The 17,480-nt window shown below is 62.4% G+C and carries 11 protein-coding genes, 1 tRNA gene and 2 pseudogenes; 12 read left to right on the plus strand and 2 right to left on the minus strand.

Annotated features, from left to right (window positions below; genetic code table 11):
* Position 1: 1 nt before the first annotated feature.
* The gene (locus A2G06_06340) at positions 2 to 1,741 is read left to right on the plus strand and encodes an aldehyde:ferredoxin oxidoreductase (protein ANA40002.1); all 1,740 of its coding nucleotides are present in this window, start codon (positions 2 to 4) and stop codon (positions 1,739 to 1,741) included.
* 116 nt (positions 1,742 to 1,857) lie between these two features.
* Positions 1,858 to 3,024, plus strand: a complete 1,167-nt coding sequence (locus A2G06_06345; GenBank protein ID ANA40003.1) for an aldolase — start codon at positions 1,858 to 1,860, stop codon at positions 3,022 to 3,024.
* A gap of 6 nt (positions 3,025 to 3,030) precedes the next feature.
* On the opposite strand, the gene A2G06_06350 is transcribed toward A2G06_06345, so the two are convergent.
* Positions 3,031 to 4,218: a histidine kinase gene (locus A2G06_06350; protein ID ANA40004.1), complete on the minus strand. Its 1,188-nt coding sequence runs from the start codon at positions 4,216 to 4,218 to the stop codon at positions 3,031 to 3,033.
* A 122-nt stretch (positions 4,219 to 4,340) separates the two neighbouring features.
* Here A2G06_06350 and A2G06_06355 point away from each other — a divergent pair, with 122 nt between their 5' ends.
* From A2G06_06355 to A2G06_06380, 6 genes and pseudogenes are all read left to right on the plus strand, one after another.
* Positions 4,341 to 5,039, plus strand: coding sequence for an ABC transporter ATP-binding protein (locus A2G06_06355; protein ANA40005.1), 699 nt, complete (start codon positions 4,341 to 4,343; stop codon positions 5,037 to 5,039).
* Positions 5,036 to 7,555 (plus strand): ABC transporter permease, encoded by a 2,520-nt coding sequence (locus A2G06_06360; GenBank protein ANA40006.1) that lies wholly within the window; start codon positions 5,036 to 5,038, stop codon positions 7,553 to 7,555. The genes A2G06_06355 and A2G06_06360 overlap by 4 nt, the downstream gene beginning before the upstream one ends.
* A 1-nt stretch (position 7,556) precedes the next feature.
* Positions 7,557 to 8,725 (plus strand): annotated as a pseudogene (locus tag A2G06_06365) (hydrolase).
* A gap of 105 nt (positions 8,726 to 8,830) precedes the next feature.
* Positions 8,831 to 9,136 (plus strand): flagellar biosynthesis anti-sigma factor FlgM, encoded by a 306-nt coding sequence (locus tag A2G06_06370; protein ID ANA41613.1) that lies wholly within the window; start codon positions 8,831 to 8,833, stop codon positions 9,134 to 9,136.
* 85 nt (positions 9,137 to 9,221) lie between these two features.
* A pseudogene (locus A2G06_06375) lies at positions 9,222 to 10,513 on the plus strand (polya polymerase).
* A gap of 19 nt (positions 10,514 to 10,532) precedes the next feature.
* A tRNA-Gly gene (locus A2G06_06380) sits at positions 10,533 to 10,607 on the plus strand.
* Positions 10,608 to 10,924: 317 nt separating this feature from the next.
* On the opposite strand, the gene A2G06_06385 is transcribed toward A2G06_06380, so the two are convergent.
* Positions 10,925 to 12,571 carry a hypothetical protein gene (locus tag A2G06_06385; GenBank protein ANA40007.1) on the minus strand — a complete coding sequence of 549 codons (1,647 nt, stop codon included), beginning with the start codon at positions 12,569 to 12,571 and terminating at the stop codon, positions 10,925 to 10,927.
* Positions 12,572 to 13,155: 584 nt separating this feature from the next.
* Here A2G06_06385 and A2G06_06390 point away from each other — a divergent pair.
* The 4 genes from A2G06_06390 (at position 13,156) to A2G06_06405 (ending at position 17,410) form a co-directional block, all read left to right on the plus strand.
* Complete coding sequence (locus A2G06_06390) at positions 13,156 to 14,424, plus strand: amidohydrolase (GenBank protein ID ANA40008.1); 1,269 nt, start codon at positions 13,156 to 13,158, stop codon at positions 14,422 to 14,424.
* 78 nt (positions 14,425 to 14,502) lie between these two features.
* Positions 14,503 to 15,156 (plus strand): hypothetical protein, encoded by a 654-nt coding sequence (locus A2G06_06395; GenBank protein ID ANA40009.1) that lies wholly within the window; start codon positions 14,503 to 14,505, stop codon positions 15,154 to 15,156.
* A gap of 305 nt (positions 15,157 to 15,461) precedes the next feature.
* On the plus strand, positions 15,462 to 16,958 hold the full coding sequence (locus A2G06_06400; protein ID ANA40010.1) for an MFS transporter: 1,497 nt from the start codon (positions 15,462 to 15,464) through the stop codon (positions 16,956 to 16,958).
* Positions 16,959 to 17,164: 206 nt separating this feature from the next.
* Positions 17,165 to 17,410 carry a hypothetical protein gene (locus A2G06_06405; GenBank protein ID ANA40011.1) on the plus strand — a complete coding sequence of 82 codons (246 nt, stop codon included), beginning with the start codon at positions 17,165 to 17,167 and terminating at the stop codon, positions 17,408 to 17,410.
* The last annotated feature ends 70 nt before the right edge of the window (positions 17,411 to 17,480 follow it).

Genomic DNA, 17,480 nt, shown 5'->3' on the forward strand with positions numbered 1-17,480 from the left:
TATGCTTGGCTGGGCCGGTGCAATTCTGAATATTGATCTCACGTCCCGCACCGCATGGCGCGAGGATCTGTCGGCTGAGCTCCTGCATGCCTATCTGGGGGGTAGAGGGCTCGGGGTCCGTCTCATGCGCTGTTTCCATACCCTTGATCCCTTTGACCCGGCCATGCCGCTCATCTTTGCCGCGGGGCCCCTGTGTGGTACCCCTGCGCCCACGGCGGCCCGGCTCACGGTGGTGTCCCGCTCGCCCCTGACCGGCACCATTTACGATTGTTCCGCCGGCGGCCGGTTCGCCTGGCGCCTCAAAGGCGCCGGTGTGGATGCTCTGCGTCTGTCCGGTCGGAGCGAGACGCCGGTGGCCCTGGTCGTAACGGCAGACGGGGTCGAGTTTGTGGACGTGCCCGAGCTTTGGGGCAGGACGGTGCCTGAAACCGTTGCGGCCCTGTCAGGGCGGGGCAGTGTGGCCGCCATCGGACCTGCCGGCGAGAACGGGGTTCTTTTTGCCAATATCATGATGGGCGAAGGCAATTCGGTAGGGCGCGGAGGGCTTGGCGCGGTCATGGGGGCCAAGGGGCTCAAGGCGGTCGTGGTGAACGGCGATATTCCCGTGGCGGTTGCGGATCGGGAGCGGTTCGACCGGGCGCGGCAGGACGTGATGCGCCTGTTCCGGGCCTCGCCCGTTATCTTTGGCGAACTGGGCATTGCCGAGTACGGCACCCCGGCCCTGGTGGACCTCATGCGCCAGCGGCGCATGGCCCCAACGGAAAACTTCCGCCATACGGTCTTCGAGGGATCGGCAAACTATTCGGGCCCGGCCATCCGGAGCGCCTATCAGGCAAAAAAGGACGGCTGCTACGGCTGCCCCATCCAGTGCAAAAAGAGCACGCCCCGGGGCGAGCATCTCCCTGAATACGAGACGGTTTCCCATTTCGGGGCATTGAATGGCATCGCGAGCCTCGACGCCATCGTCAAGTCCAATACCCTGTGCAACGAGCTGGGCATGGACACCATCTCCGCAGCCGCAACGCTCTCGGCCTGGGGCGAGGTCCGGGGCCGCTTCCCCGGCGGGGAGGAAGTGCAGCGACTGCTGGCCGACACGGCCTTTCGCCGGGAGGACGGGGAGTTGCTCTCCCTGGGATCGCGGCGCGCGGCCCGGGCATTGGGCCGCCCCGAGCTGTCCATGGAGGTCAAGGGGCTGGAGTTGCCGGCATATGACCCCCGCGGCGCCTACGGCATGGCCCTTGCCTACTGTACGAGCAATCGCGGGGGGTGTCACCTGAGGGCCTATCCCATCTCCCACGAGATTCTGCGCAAGCCCGTGGCCACCGACCGTTTCTCGTTTTCGGGCAAGGCGCGGATCATTGCCATTGCCGAAGACACCAATGCCGCCATCGACTCCCTGGTGGCCTGCAAGTTCTCCTTTTTCGGCGCAACGCTGGAAGAATATGCCGAACTGCTCTCCGCCGCAACCGGCATCGAGTACACGCCCCAGTCCCTCAAGGAGATCGGGCGGCGGATCTGTCTCACCGAACGGTTCTACAACTGTGCGAACGGGTTTGATGTGAAGGATGATTGTCTGCCCGCGAGGTTTTTTGCGGAGCCCGGCTCCAGCGGCGAAGGGGTCGACATTCCCCCCATCGACCGTGCCCGGTTCGACGAGGAGCTTCAGAAGTACTACCGGATTCGGGGGCTCACGCCGGCAGGGACCTTTGCTGATCCGGACTTTCTGCTTACGCAACCCTGATTGCCTTGGTGACCTGAGCCGATACGTGAGCAATGCTTATTTATCTGCTTGTCGAATAACGATTTTTTGCTGGCCGGCATTGGTTGTCGGTAGCAGTGAAATAAACGGGTAAGTATATGCGTGACCAGGTATCTGTCTACACGAACAAACTCATTGCCGACCGCTCGGCCCTTGCCCAAGGCATAGCCATCGCAGCCCAGGACGACGTCCTCATTGCCGAGGGTGCCCCTGACCTGGCCCGGCTTGCCGGAGACGTCCTGTCCCGGCTCACCTGCCTCGGCATGGTGGTGGCCTGTCCTTCGCTCCCCTTTGCCGATTTCCTGGTGGCCCGCGCCCCGGCCGGGGAGTCGTGCATCGTGCCCCATGACACGGAAACCCGGACCTTTCTGCACGATATCCCCTTTCTGCGCCGCAGCGACCTTGGCGCCGATCCCGCTCCCCTTATCGCCCGCCTCCTTGGCAGCCGCAAGGGAGTGGTCGTGGAAGGGGTAGGGATCGTGGCCACCGGTGCCCTTACCGTGGAACAGGCCTACATCAACTATTCCTCGGTGTTTCATTCGACCTTCGTGAAGTATCTCCAGGATGTGCTTCACCACGGCTTCATCCTGCCGGGGGAGGCGGAGGCCTTTGCCGCGTTCCGCAGCCAGTGGCTCCGGCCGCTTACGCATGAAGGGCTCGCGTTCCGGCCCGGTCCCTTGGCGGAGCGGGACGAGATCCTCGACGAAATCGCCACGGTGGGGCGCTACACGGTTGAGCGGGGGCTGGTGGATTCCTTCTTCGGCAACATCTCATACCGTGCCGGCGAGGTGATCTACATCTCCCAGACCGCGGCGAGCCTGGATTCCCTGGCCGGCTGCATCGACCCGGTCCCCACGGACAATTCATCCACCTTCGGCATTACCGCCTCCAGCGAACTCCTGGCCCACCGGCGGATTTACGAGGCAACCGGCGCTGCGACCATCCTTCACGGCCACCCCAAGTTCGCGGTGATCATGAGCATGGAGTGCGCGGAAGAAGGGTGCGCCATTACCGACTGCTGGAAGGAGTGCGACCGGGTGCGGTTCCTCGGCGATACGCCGGTGGTGGCGGGCGAGATCGGCGCCGGCGGGCTTGCCAGGAGGGTGCCGCCGGCGATCGCGGGTCCGCGCAAGGCGGTGGTCTATGGCCACGGGGTCTTTACGGTGGGAGAGACGGACTTTGCCGACGCGTTCCGGGCCATGGTGGCCGTGGAGAACTGGTGCCGCAGGGAGTATTTCCGCCGGCTGGAAGAGCGGCTCGGGTAAGCGGGTTCAGGATATCTGCCTGGGGAAGCTGGCGGTAAAGGTGGTGCCTTCGCGCTCGGTGCTCGTGAAGGTGATGGTGCCCTTCAGGTAGCGTTCGCCGAAGAGGCGGACGCTGTATGTGCCGATGCCGCGGCCGGTGCCCTCCTTGGTGCTGAAAGAGCGCTGGAAGATCTGCAACTGGACCTCCGGCGGAATCAGGCCCGGATTGTGAACGGTGAAGCTGACCCCGTCCCCTTCCTGGCGCGCGGCAATGGTGACGGTTCCTCCCTCGGGCGTCGCTTCGAGGGCGTTTTTGACCAGATTGCCGAGAATGCGCCGCAGGATCTGGAGATCGCTCACGATGGTCAGTTCCGCCAGCGGGCCGAGCACGAGCCTGCGTCCCCGGGCAATGTCGTGGTTCACGTACAAGGCCTGAACCTCGCGCGCCAGTTGCTGCACGTCCACCATGCCCAGGTCGGGCCGGAATTCTCCCCTCTCGGCGGCAAGCAGTTTGCGGTGGTGGTTGATCTCGTCGATGAGGCGGTTCGACAGGTGCACCATCCACTCTTTGTACTCGGCTTCCTTCTCCGGCGAGATCCCTTTCCCTTCGGCCAGCAGCGCGGCGATGCCGTGCAGCCCTCCCACCGTATTGATGACGTCGTGAAAAAACACCCGCTCCAGGATGCTGCGCCGCTTGCGGTCGCTGATGTCGCGGATGATGCAGACCGTCACGGGGATGCCGTCCACCTGGGCCGGATTGGAGAGTACTTCCAGGTCAAGGGAAAGCCCACCCGCGCGGTTGAGGGTAATGCGGCATTCATGGCAGCTGGGGGCATTGTTCTCCTGGCATTCCAAGATCGACCGGACTGCTCCGCAGACCGAGCAGTGGTGATCGGTGCCGCACCCGCCGGGGCCGTCTGAGGCGAAGATGCAGCCGAAGGCTTCGCCGGGGCGTTTGCCCAGGACTGCACCCATGTCCGTGAGGCCGAAGGCCTCCAGGAGCCGCTGGTTGGCTGCCACGACCTGACGCTCGCGGTTCAGGACGAGGATGTAGTCGGGCAATGCCTCGATCAGCGCGCCGAGTGCCCGGTCAACGAGAACCCGCTCGCTTACCTCCGCCACCTGGCGGTCAGAGGCGCGTTCGGCCGGCGCGAAATGGCTGGCTGGCGTAGTCTCGGGCGGGGTATGTTTCTTGTCGTCGGCCACCGGTAGCATCGCTCCACTCTAGCGGTTCTGCATGATTGCGTCAACGGGTGAGTTGATATTGATATACAATAATTGAGCCGTTTACACCCTGTGCTATTATCTTCGAAACTACCTGTCCCGGAGCGTTTTTCATGGGCCATCTTGTTCTGCTTGACCACATCCACAAGAGCTATCGGGAGGGCGACCGGGAGCGGATCGTCCTGCGCGGAGCCGAGCTCGGGATTGCGCGCGGTGAGTGGCTGGCGCTCCTGGGGCGCAGCGGCTCGGGCAAATCCACGCTCCTGAACCTCATGGCCGGCATCGACCTGCCCGACCGGGGCGAGGTAAAGGTGGACGGCCTTCCCATCAACCGGATGACCGAGCGGGAGCGGACTCTGTTCCGCCGGAACCGGATCGGCTTCGTATTCCAGTTTTACAACCTGATTCCCACCCTGACGGTACTGGAGAACCTGCTGCTCCCCCTGGAGCTGGCAGGAGCTGACGATAGGGCGGGCCGGGCACGGGCGGCGGAACTGCTGGATGCCGTGGGGCTCGGTGACCGGGCCGCAGGCTATCCGGACCGGTTGTCCGGTGGTGAACAGCAGCGGGTGGCCGTGGCCCGGGCGCTTGTCCATCAGCCGTCACTGGTGCTGGCCGATGAGCCGACCGGCAACCTGGATGCCGAGAGTGGAGCCCAGGTTCTGGCGCTTTTTGAAGATCTGGTCCGGCGTTGGGGCACAACGCTCGTGATGGTGACCCACAGCAACGAGGTGGCGCGCCTCGCCGACCGGGTGGTCTGCATCCGCGACGGCCTGCTGGAGGAGAGAATGGCCGGGGGGGCGCCGCCATGATTCTGTGGCGCGCCGGCGCACGACACCTGCTGCGCCATCCGCTGCTCGCCTTCCTGTCGGTCATCGGCGTGGCCCTGGGGGTGGCGGTGGTCACTGCCGTGGACGTGGCCAACGAGAGTGCGCACCGGGCCTTTCAGTTGGCCGCCGAGGCCGCGGCGGGGAAGGCCAGCCATCAGATCGTGGGCGGGCCCCGGGGGCTCGACGAGGATCTTTACCGCATTATCCGTATCGAGCGCGGGGTCCGGCCGGCAGCTCCGGTGGTGGAGGGAGTGGTCTCGGTCACGGGCCGTCCCGGCACCACTCTTCACCTGATCGGCATCGATCCCCTGGCCGAGGCGCCCTTTCGCTCCCATACCGCCCCGGTCGGGGGCAGCGTCGATCTGGCGGCCCTCATGGGAACGCCGGCAACGGGCCTGCTTTTGCGGGAGACGGCGGAACGTGTCGGCGCGGCAGTGGGCAAACCTCTCCGGCTCGACGTGGGTGGCGTTTCCCGTTCCGTGGTGCTGGCCGGCTATCTGGAGGCCGGCGATGAGCTGGCCCGCCAGGGGCTGGCATCGGTGCTGGTGACCGACATTGCCACGGCCCAGGAACTCCTGGGCATGGCGGGGCGGCTCTCCCGCATCGACTTGATCCTGACCGACGGGAAAGGGGTGGGCGCCCTGCCTCCGGGGGCCACGCTCATCCCGGCCGGTGCCCGGGCCGGGGCCATGGACCGGATGACCCGGGCGTTCCGCCTCAACCTCACCGCCCTCAGTTTCCTGGCCCTGCTGGTGGGGATGTTCCTCATCTACAACGCCACCACCTTCGCCGTGGTCCGCCGGCGGCGCCTGATTGGGCTCATGCGGGCCATGGGGGTCACCCGCAGGGAAATCTTCGGCCAGGTCTGCGTCGAAGCCCTGCTGACCGGCCTCATCGGCACGGCCGCGGGGATCGCCCTCGGCCTCGCCCTGGGAGAGGTGCTCACCCGCCTCGTCACCCGCACCATCAATGACCTCTACTTCGTACTGGAGGTGCAGCAGGTTGCGCTTTCGGCGGCAACCCTGGCCAAGGGGTGTCTCCTGGGCATCGCGGCCACTGTGGCGGCAGCGGTTCCGCCCGCCCTGGAGGCGACTGCCGCGCCGCCGCGCGCCGTCCTGTCCCGCTCATTCATCGAGGCCCGTACCCGTCGGCACGTACCCCGTGCGGCCCTTGCCGGGCTGGTGGCCATGCTCGGGGGCGCACTGCTCCTGGCAACGGGATTCGGCGGGCTCGCGGCGGGGTTCACGGGGCTTTTCGCGCTGATTCTCGGGTACGCCCTGGTGGTCCCTTTCGGCACGGTCCTGGTGTCCCGCGCCATGAAACCGCCCATGGGGCTGCTCTTCGGCAACCTGGGCCACATGGCCGCCCGGGGCGTCGTTGTTTCTCTCTCCCGCACCGGCGTGGCAACGGCTGCCCTGGTGGTGGCTGTGTCGGCCACCATTGGCGTGGGGATCATGGTGGACAGCTTCCGCCACACCGTGCAGCAATGGCTGGCTGGGAGGCTCAAGGCCGACATCTACGTGACCACCGCCGGCACCGGCACGGGGCGCGGCAAACCGCCGCTGGATCCGGCCCTGGTGGAGCGGCTCCGTGCGGTTCCGGGCGCCGCCGCGGTCAGTACCACCCGGAGGATCACCATCCAGTCGGCCGGAGGGGAGACCGATCTGCTGGTGCTCGGCATCCCCCGGCGTACCTTCGATGGTTTTCGCCTCAAGGAGGGAACGCCGGACCTGGCCTGGCAGTCCTTCAACAGCGGCGAAGGGATCATCGTGTCCGAGCCCTTTGCCTTCCGTCACCGTCTCGGACTCGGCGATGCCGTGCGGCTGCGGACCGACCGGGGCGAGCGGGACTTTACCGTGGCCGGCGTGTTCTACGATTACGGCTCGGACAGCGGTTTCGTGGCCATGGACCGGGGCGCCTTCAACCGCTACTGGGACGATTGGAGCGTGGACGGCATGGGGTTGTATGCGACGCCGGGCATCTCCGCAGCGCAGTTGGCCGAGGCGGCCCGCGCCTGCAGCGGCAGCGCCCGGGTCAGCATTATTTCCAGCCGCGAGTTGTATGAGGCATCCGTGGCGGTGTTCGACCGGACCTTCGTCATCACCGGCGTGCTGCGCCTGCTGACCGTGGTGGTGGCCGTGGTCGGCATCCTTTCGGCCCTCATGGCCATGCAGGTGGAGCGGGCGCGTGAACTGGCCGTGCTGCGGGCCATGGGACTCACCCCGGCCGAACTCTGGGGGGTGGTCTGCGGGGAAACCGGGCTCGTGGGGCTCACGGCGGGGCTTCTGTCGCTGCCGCTCGGCATCCTTCAGGCCGCTGTCCTCATCTTTGCCATTAACCGCCGGTCCTTCGGCTGGACAATGGAATTCTCCCTGTCCCCGACGATCTTCTGGCAGGCCATCGTGCTGGCGGTCGGCGCCGCGATCGTGGCGGGGATCGTGCCCGCCCTCATCACCGCCCGCATCCCCCCGGCCCTTGCCTTCAAGGAGGATGAGTAGCATGGGCGCTCCAGCCAGGTTCCTGATCGCAGGCATCGCCTGATCGTCCTGGCGGTCGGGCTGACGCAGGTTCTCCGGCAGCAGCGGCCCGAACCGGCGCCGGCCCGGCTCTCCGTGGCGCGGGCTCTGGGCGGCGCTTCTCCCGACGGCTTTCTCCGGGCCCTGGAGCCCCGCCGTTTCAGTTTTCCGGCCGATCACGGCCCCCATGACGGCTTTCGCAACGAGTGGTGGTACTTCACCGGCAATCTGGCCGATGCCGCGGGCCGATCGTTCGGGTACCAGTTCACCTTTTTCCGGGTGGCGCTCCGGCCCCGGCCCGTGGCGCGGGACTCGAGCTGGGGTGCCGGCGAGGTCTGGATGGCCCACCTGGCCCTCACCGACGTGACGGGCAGGCGATTCAGGCATGCCGAGCGCCTGAGCCGTGAAGCACTGGGGCTCGCCGGTGCCGGTGGCCGTCCCCTGCGTGTATGGCTCGAAGACTGGCAGGCCGTGGAGGTGGCGACCCGCCCCTGGACCGTGCGGCTCACGGGCAACGAGGAAGACTGGGGGATCGACCTGACCCTGCGGGCCGTGAAGCCGGAGGTCCTCAACGGGGCAGGGGGGCTCAGCCGCAAGGGGGGTGAGCCGGGCAACGCCTCCTATTACTATTCGCTGCCCCGCATGGAGACATCCGGCACCATTCGTGCCGGCGGCACGACCTTCACCGTCTCGGGTCTTTCCTGGCTCGACCGGGAGTGGAGTACCAGCGCCCTCGCCCCGGACCAGACCGGCTGGGACTGGATCGCCCTCCACCTGAACGACGGCCGCGATCTCATGTACTATCGACTCCGGCGCCGGGACGGGACCACCGACCCGGCCAGCGCCGGCACCATTGTGGCCGCCGACGGCTCCTACCGGCACCTGGCGGCCGCTGCCGCAACACTCGAAACCCTGTCCTGGTGGTCCAGCCCTGCAGGTGGCGCCCGCTACCCCTCGCGCTGGCGTCTTCGCGTCCCTGCCGAGGGGATTGATCTGGACATTGTGCCGCGTCTGCCAGATCAGGAACTGTTCACCACCATCCGCTACTGGGAAGGTGCCGTGGAGGTGCGAAGCAGCGCCGGTAAAGGGATTGCCGGGTCAGGTTATGTTGAGCTCACCGGCTACGGGGATCAACGTGTGTCGGCGAATTGACGCAAAAAGGGCATTTTTAGGAAAATTTTTTTTGGCCGTGTCATTTTTTTCTAAAGATTTTTTGGAAGCAAAAGCGTGAATGGAGGCGAGGGAGGCATGTGCGCCATGAAAATCGATACCAATCCCCCTGTAGCGACCGTTAACCAAGTCAAGGGCGAGACGTCTCAGGCTGCGGGTGCCGATGCGCGCAAGACGGGCGCCGCCGGCGGTCAGGTTACCGACACGGTCGACCTTTCCCGCAATGCGGAGCGGCTCGTCAAGGCCAACGCGACCCTGCGCACCATGCCCGACGTCAGGGTCGAAAAGGTGGAAGAACTCAAAAAACAAATCGCTGCGGGCGAGTACAACGTCAGCGCCCGGGACGTGGCGGAAAAGATGCTCATCAGCATGCGCAACGGGGTCACCGCCTGACGGACTCCGCTATTCGCTACTTGAAAGCCCGCCTCGCGCGGGCTTTTTTGTTGCCTCCACCCCGGTCGGGCGGTAAGCTCGAACCATGGACCAACGAATCCTTTCTTTTCTCGCCGCGCCATTGCCGACCCTGATAGCGTCCCTTGCCCGGCAGGGGGGCTTCAGCGCGTGGTTCGTGGGTGGGTGCATCCGCGATGCCCTGCTGGCGAGGCCGTCCAATGACATTGACATCGTGGTCGGCCCCGGCGGGGAAGACCTGCCCCGGGCCGTTGCCGCCCGGATCGGCGGCAGCTTCTTCCCCCTCGACGAAGAGCGGGGCCATGCCCGCGTCGCGCTGACGGGGGAGGGGGACATCTGCGATTTCGCTCCCCTTCAGGCGGAACCATTGCTGCCGACCTCGCCCTGCGCGATTTCACCATCAACGCCCTTGCCGTGTCCTGCGCTCCGGGTAACCTGCTGGACCCCCTGGACGGAGCCGTCGACCTGGCGCAGCGTGTCATCCGTGCCTGCTCTGCCGATGCCTTTGCCGCCGATCCGCTCAGGATCGTGCGTGCCTACCGCTTTGCCGCCCATCTCGACTTCGATATCCACGCCGCAACCCTGGCGCTCATCCCCGACCATGCGCCGCTCCTGGCCACCGTGGCCGGGGAGCGGATCCGGGACGAACTCATCCGGATGCTTGACCTGCCGCACGCGGTTTCCTCTGTCCTCCAGATGACCCGCGCCGGCGTAATGGGCGCCATCTTCAGTACCGACGACCTTCCCGCCGATACCGCAGCCGGCGTACTTGGCCGGGTCGAGGCTCTCTGTGGGGACCTCTCTCTCTTCGGCACCGATGCGGAGCTGGTTCGGGCGCGGCTGCAGCAGGAGGCTCAGCCCGGCATCACCATCCGCGCCCTGGCGAAGCTCGCCGCCTTCCTGAACGGCGCGGGCATCCCCGCAGGCACCGCATCGCAACGGCTCATGCTCGGCAAGACCGCCACTCGGCTTCTGGAGCTGCTCTGCTCCTCGGCCCGCCTTATCTGGCCTGCCCCTGCCGCCGCGCCGGACCCGCACGCCCTCTTTACTCTCTTCCGCCACCGTGAGCCGGCCGGCTGCGAACAGCTCATCCTCCCCCTGGCGGAAGGCATCCTGCCGGAGGACGGATGCCGCCACCTTGCCACCTATTTGACACATCATCATATTCCCCGCGGCGGCTTGCTCCTCCTCACCGGCGACGACATCATGACCCTTCTCGGCTTGCCCCCGGGCAGACAGGTGGGGGAAGCCGTTGAACTGCTCCGCGCAGCCCAGAGCACCGGCGAAGTCCGCACCCGCGCCGAGGCACAGCGCTATCTGGCCAAAAAACAGTTGACAACTCCCGATCCCCTGCGCTAAATACATACCTCTCTATCGAGCGGGAATAACTCAGTGGTAGAGTGTCAGCTTCCCAAGCTGAAGGTCGCGGGTTCGAATCCCGTTTCCCGCTCCAAGAAAATCAAGGGGTTAGCTGAAAAGCTAGCCCCTTTTTTCTTTGGTCACAGGTTGCATGCAACCTCTGCAACTGTAGCGCGGCGCGCGCTGTGGCACCGATTGGCAGTTGCTTTGTCGCCAAAAGCGCCGGAAGTTCCGGGGGGTAAACGCCGATTTAAGCGCCCTCATTTTCACCAATCTTCAAAGGTCAATCCCCTCCTGTTTTTACCCTTGCCAGGTGCCTTGCCAGGCGACGTTTCCCGCCCGACCATGTCAATGTATGTCGGGCGACCGGACCATGTTTGCAGTGTGGTCCGGGTCGATTCCCCTTTTGTTTTACTTCACTATCTTAACCACAGCAGTAAAGGACGATGCCGTCGTGATCGTTAGGATGTTGCCCGAAACAGACTCCGTATAGACATTGCCCGCATCGCTTTGTTCTAACGCCAGCCCGTTAGAGTAATAGCCTTTTTCCATGATCGTGATCTCCCCATATTTGTCGGGAGCACCAGACAACGATATATAAATCTTTGCCCTCCCCCCAGTGCCAAGCTGAGACAGATCAAAAGTCAACGGCGTAGCTGTATCCCAGGTAAAATCGTATGTCCCGGTTTTCGATAGGAGGTTCTTGACCGGGTTATTGGATACCGTGATATTGGTTGCTCCTGATACCCCGGAAAACAGGGTGTAACCTGCGGCTGTGACTGCTCGTATTTCTCCGAATATTCGAGTAAATCCGGTCGAAGAAGATTTGAATATAAGGGGGTACTCAGTTATTTTGGTCCCGATAATGTTGAGATTGATTCCCCCTGTCCCGCCTGCCTCGAAGGCTACCGCAGATGGCTTGTGCGCATCGTTCATCTTGTAATATAGCCGGCTACCAATCATGTTAATAGTCATTGGCACAGAAACACTTGCATAAATACCCCTGCTATTATCTGCGTAGGCGGTTCCCTGCTCAAAGGTGCAGGATTCAAACGTTAAAACAGGATCTCCCAGTGACGCCCATATTTTAACGTTGTAGAAATTGTCAGAAAAATCACAATTTACAAAATAATTCAGTTGTGCGTAGTAGTTAAGAAATAGACCGATGCTGGTAGGATTATAACCTCTGGCAATGATGTTTTCATATACGGAATCTTCGCTGCCTGAATTGAGATAAATGCCAGTGTTGAAGTTAAACGCCTTAATATCGTTGAGTTTATTTAACCAATTCAAGGTTTCAAAGTGCATGCACTTGTCAAAGTTGTAGAACATCAGCCTGCTGAAAGTGCTTTGACGCACATTTTTGACGTACATGCCGATGCCTGTTCCGGTGCCGATGAAGGCGATCCCATCTATCGTGACGCGGTCCGTTGGGGTGCCGCCATTGACGGTAAGACAGGTCACTCCGCCGCTCGACAGGATAGTCCCTGCCATAGGATAAGAGGAACCCGTTTCATAGCCGGGATCACCATGGAACCTGGCCCCGTTTTTTGACATGGTCAGCGCATTTACAGCATAAGTGCCAGACGGGAGGTATACACTCGGATAAGAGCTCAGAAGTTTATTCAAGACCGTCGTGTTGTTTGCGGCTGTTTCAGATGGCGAAGCGCCGAACCAGAGTGCATTAACATCGGCTACCATTAGCGGATTGAAAACAACGCGGCCCGCGCCAGGAAGGGATTTGCCGTTGTCAGATCTGAACCCTCCATTGATCGTAAGGGTCTTCCCGGCAGATACGTTGATACTGCCACCTGACTTTATTTCGATAGAGACGGTTGCCGGGATGGTGAGGTCATTGTTACACGTGACAGGTTTAGTAATGACGAGGTTATTTCCTGCCAATGCCGAGGAATTGACGGCGCTAGAGAAATTGCCAAACGCGCTTTTCACCGCCTCGTAGTCGACACCCCAGGGACCAGTGGAGGCGGTCGGTGCTGCCAGTGCGGGACCAGCACAGAGTATAATAATTAGAGTAATTATGAATCGAAACGTTTTCACAAGAATAACCCTCCTTTAAATGGGTTGCCAGTTGGTTCCATCTTTGACTATCTCACAGCGATCACCATGGTTATCGGGCGATAGTGATGCCTGACCGTCAATCGTCTCTCCATCAAGTGTATCGATCACTGACTCCGCTGTCTTGAATTTTGTCCGATCAGGGGCCGTTCATCACGGCACCGTTATTTAGATGAGGTGAGAAAGACATCGTGTGGTCGTGTGGTTGCAATTATGCAACTAGCTGGTATCTATTAAGTATAACAACATACTCCACCTGAGCACGGCGACTTCTAAATCAGGTGAAAAGGAGACAAACTCGCGTCTTTCCAAAGGACGATATTCCAGTCGTACAACTCCCTATCGATGAAACGCAGCCTCCTGTACCCGATCATGTCCGGCGGAAAGAAAACGATGTCCCAGCTCTCATGGCGGCGGGCCGAGCCCAACGCATAGCCAGGCATCGGCGAGTGCGCATACAGCAGCGAAGGATTCGAGGCGCACGAGAACAAGAAGCGTGCATTTGGCGCGTGAGGCCGCCGCCGACCCTTTAACGTAGATTCACCAGTGTTGCGAGGACGACAGGTATGAACACGACGACAGCAACTGCCTCGGAGCCCGTCCTGAAGAATCTCGATCGGCTGATCCCCGACCTTGAAGCCCTTTACAAGGACGTGCATTCCCACCCCGAGTTGTCGATGCAAGAGACGCGAACCGCTGCGTTAGTCGCGGACTGGCTTCGTATGGCCGGTTACGAGGTGACGACCGGCGTTGGAAAGACGGGGGTGGTAGGTCTGCTCCGTAACGGGGAAGGGCCGACGGTCATGCTGCGCGCCGACATGGATGCGCTACCCATTGAAGAGGCAACCGGTCTTTCCTACGCGAGCCAAGTGACCACGACGGATGTCGAAGGAAAGACCGTGCCGGTCGGGCATATGTGTGGCCATGACATGCATGTGACCTGGCTCGCCGGCGCCGCCGCCTTGTTCGCTCGGGCACGGGATCCCTGGCGAGGCACCTTGATGGTGGTCTTCCAGCCCGGCGAGGAGACGGCGCAGGGCGCCCAGGCCATGATCGACGATAACCTCCTCGAGCGTTTCCCCCGACCGGTTGTCATACTTGGGCAGCACGTCATGCTCGGAGCGGCCGGCGACATCGCTGGAAGTGCCGGCCCCATCACCGCGGCGGCGGACAGCCTTCAAATTAGGCTGTTCGGTCGTGGTGCGCACGGATCGATGCCGCAAGCCAGCGTTGATCCCGTTGTCATGGCCGCTGCGACGGTCCTGCGGCTTCAGACAGTCGTCTCCCGCGAGGTGGCCGCGACCGAGGCCGCGGTCGTCACGGTCGGCGTCCTGCAAGCCGGCACGAAAGAGAACGTCATCCCGGACGAGGCGATCATAAAGCTGAACGTCCGGACATTCGATGCCGGCGTCCGCAATCGCGTGCTGGCGGCGATCGAGCGGATCGTCAACGCCGAGGCCGAAGCGTCGCGTGCTCCTCGGAGACCAGAGATCACGCCATTAGACCGGTATCCGCTCAATCTGAATGACGAGGCAGCGAGCCAACGGATCGCCGAAGCATTCCGCGCCCATTTCTCCCCGGCGCGCGTGCACCACACCGGGCCGGCTCCGGCGAGCGAGGACTTCGGCTGTTTCGGCACGGCTTGGCATGTTCCGTCGGTCTACTGGTTCGTCGGCGGCACCGATACGGAAACCTATGCAAAGGCAAAAGCTGCTGGAACTCTCAATGAACTGCCGGTCAACCATAGCCCCCAGTTTGCCCCGGTAATCCATCCGACGCTGGAAACCGGTGTCGAGGCCTTGGTCGTTGCGGCGCTCGCTTGGCTGGCGTCATAGGGCGCGCGAAGCCGGTGATCGGAGTGGTGAGGGATTGCGGAGTGTCGGACCGCCGAGTTTGAAATGAGCGAGCACGGGATGGGAACGCTTCTCCTGGTACTTGACCTCAGTGGTACTTTTGTTTTTGCGCTGAGCGGTGCAACGGCAGGGGTCAAGAACCGTCTCGATCTGTTTGGCGTCTTGGTCTTGTCGTTTGCGGCGGGGAATGCCGGAGGCATTGCCCGTGACTTGCTGATCGGCGCGACGCCGCCGGCAGCGATCAGTAACTGGCACTATCTGGCGGTTTCGCTGCTCGCCGGAATCTTTACCTTCTGGCGACCCTCCATCATCGACCGGCTGCGCAACCCGGTGCTCCTGTTCGACGCCGCGGGGCTGGGGCTTTTCGCGGTTGCCGGCACGCAAAAGGCGCTCGTCTTCGGGCTCAACCCGGTCATGGCGGCTGCCCTCGGCATGCTGACCGGGATCGGCGGCGGCATGACCCGCGATGTGCTCCTGACCGAGATTCCCATCGTATTGCGCGCCGATATTTACGCCATTGCCGCCCTGGCTGGCGCCGCCCTGGTCGTGATCGGCTCCGCATTGCGGCTTCCGGCGACCGCGGTGACGATTGCCGGCGCGGTCCTCTGCTTCGGGCTCCGGTTCATGGCTATTCGCCGAGGCTGGCATCTGCCGATCGCCGGCGAACCCGAGCAACCGGCCGATCGGAAGGATGACGGTGCAAGGAGGCTCTGAGATGAGCATGTTCGTTCTGGTCTGCGGCAATGTGTTCGACGGTCTCTCCGATTCCCTGACTGGACCGGCCGAGATCCTCGTCGAGGGCAACCGGATTACAGAGATCGAGCAGTCGGTGAGGCGACCGCCGCTAACCCAGCGCGGCGTTTCCGATCCACTGGGGCGGTAAGGCGGTGAGTTCCTACCTGATCTGGCACCGCGACGTGCGAGGATGACCAGGGCTAAGCTCCGTGTTCAGGTCTGGATCCCAAATGCGTCCGGTCCAACAACGAGCACACGATGCAATCATCCTCAAGGGAGCTCATATGTCTTTGTCGATAACTGGCGGCCTCAATCCTTCTGCCGATCCAGCCGGCTCCCGAACGGAATTTAGAGGAAACGACAGATTGCTATTGGGCATAATCATGGGCGTCTTGGCGTTCTGGTTATTTGCCCAGACGACGCTGAACGTCGCGCCAGACATGCAGAAGGATCTTGGACTGGACACTGGTGTGATGAATAATGCCGTCGCCATCACCGCGCTGTTCTCTGGCATCTTCATCGTTTTCATCGGCGGCTTGGCCGACCGCATCGGTCGCGTCAGAGTTGTGATGATCGGCTTCGTGCTGAGCATCATCGGATCGCTGTTGATCGGCTTCGCGCCGAACGGAACGGTTGCGCCATACTTTCTGCTGCCTGGCCGCGCCGTGCAGGGGCTGTCGGCGGCCTGCATTATTCCGGCGAGCCTTGCATTGGTTAAGATCTACTGGGACGGCGAAGCACGCCAGCGCGCCGTTAGCATGTGGTCGATCGGCTCCTGGGGTGGCTCCGGTCTCTGCTCCCTGTTCGGCGGCTTTGTCGCACAGAATTTCGGCTGGCGCTGGATCTTCTTCGTTTCCGTCGCGGTCGCGTTGGTCGGCATGGCATTGATGAAAGGCACGCCCGAAAGCAAGGCCGAAGGCCAGAGCTCCAACAAGTTCGACATTGCCGGCGTCGTGAGCTTCATGGTGGCCATGATCACTCTGCAGATTGTCATCACGCAGGGCAACAAACTCGGTTGGACCAGTCCACTGATCCTGTCGCTTTCGGCCGTCACCCTCGTCTTCGGATCGTTGTTTTTCAGGGTCGAGTCGCGAATCCCGAACGCTTTCGTCGACTTCAAGCTGTTCCGCAACCAGACCTATACCGGCGCAACGGTTTCGAATTTCCTGCTCAACGGCGTCGCCGGCACCCTGCTCGTCTCGCTGCAACTCGTCCAACTAGGCGGCAATATGACAGCGCAGCAGGCCGGCATGCTGACTCTCGGATATGCGATCGCCATCATCGCGTTCATTCGCGTGGGCGAAAAACTCCTGCAGCGGTTCGGCGCGCGCAAGCCGATGATCCAAGGCTGTCTGATCACGGGCCTCTCGATCATTCTCCTGTTGCCATCGAACCTCATGCTCGCGGACTACAAGCTCTTCGCGATTGTTGGCTACACGCTGTACGGCATCGGTCTGGCTTTCTACGCCACACCCTCGACGGACGCGGCGCTCTCGAGCTTGCCGGCCGCCCAGGTCGCTTCCGGCGCCGGCCTCTATAAGATGGCTTCGTCTCTCGGCGCCGCGTTCGGTGTGGCTATTTCCGCGGCTGTTTTCACTGCCCTCAGCGCCAATCCGGCAACCATCAACTGGCTTGAAGGCGTTATCACCTTCCAGGGTCGTCAAGAGAACCTGGCGATCCGCGAAGCGGCCATCATCGCGCTCGCCTTCAATATATTCATGGTGCTGATCGCCACCGTATCGATCATGCTGACGGTGCCGAAAGGCAAGAAACCAGTCTGACTCCTTTGCCTGCATTAAAGACTGACATCCCGGGGATTCCGACGATACCCACAGCCCCCCTATGCAAAAAAAAATAGGGGCGGTCAGTGAAGCATGCGGCGCTTTCCTGGATGCCTTTTTGACCTTGCCCCCTCCCGTTTCCCCTACCGTATAGTCTATTCCCACCGCTTTGATGTGAGTTCTTCCGAATGTCCGGATGATCGTTGATGCTCAGAATGGCCCGGCCTGTTCATGGGCCCGGCTGTCGCGGATGCGTTTTTTTCGGGGAAAACGAGGGCTGCCCGGGAGTTTCGGAAGGCCTTATCAGGAATTCCCCGATAGTTCTGAGCACAGGATTATGCACGATTGTCCGATACGTTATGGGCGGGGTTGATTTCAGATCAGGATGCCGCAGACCGCGTCCCACCCGGTGGAGCCTCGATTCCGTCGCCTCTGGCCGGCATGAGCTATGAAGCATGGCTGCCGACGGGCAGTTCATGCCGTCCGCTGGCTCCGGAGGATTCCTGTTGTCTGAGATCTGGG

It is taken from the genome of Geobacter anodireducens, from assembly GCA_001628815.1.
Classification (GTDB): Bacteria; Desulfobacterota; Desulfuromonadia; order Geobacterales; family Geobacteraceae; genus Geobacter; species Geobacter anodireducens.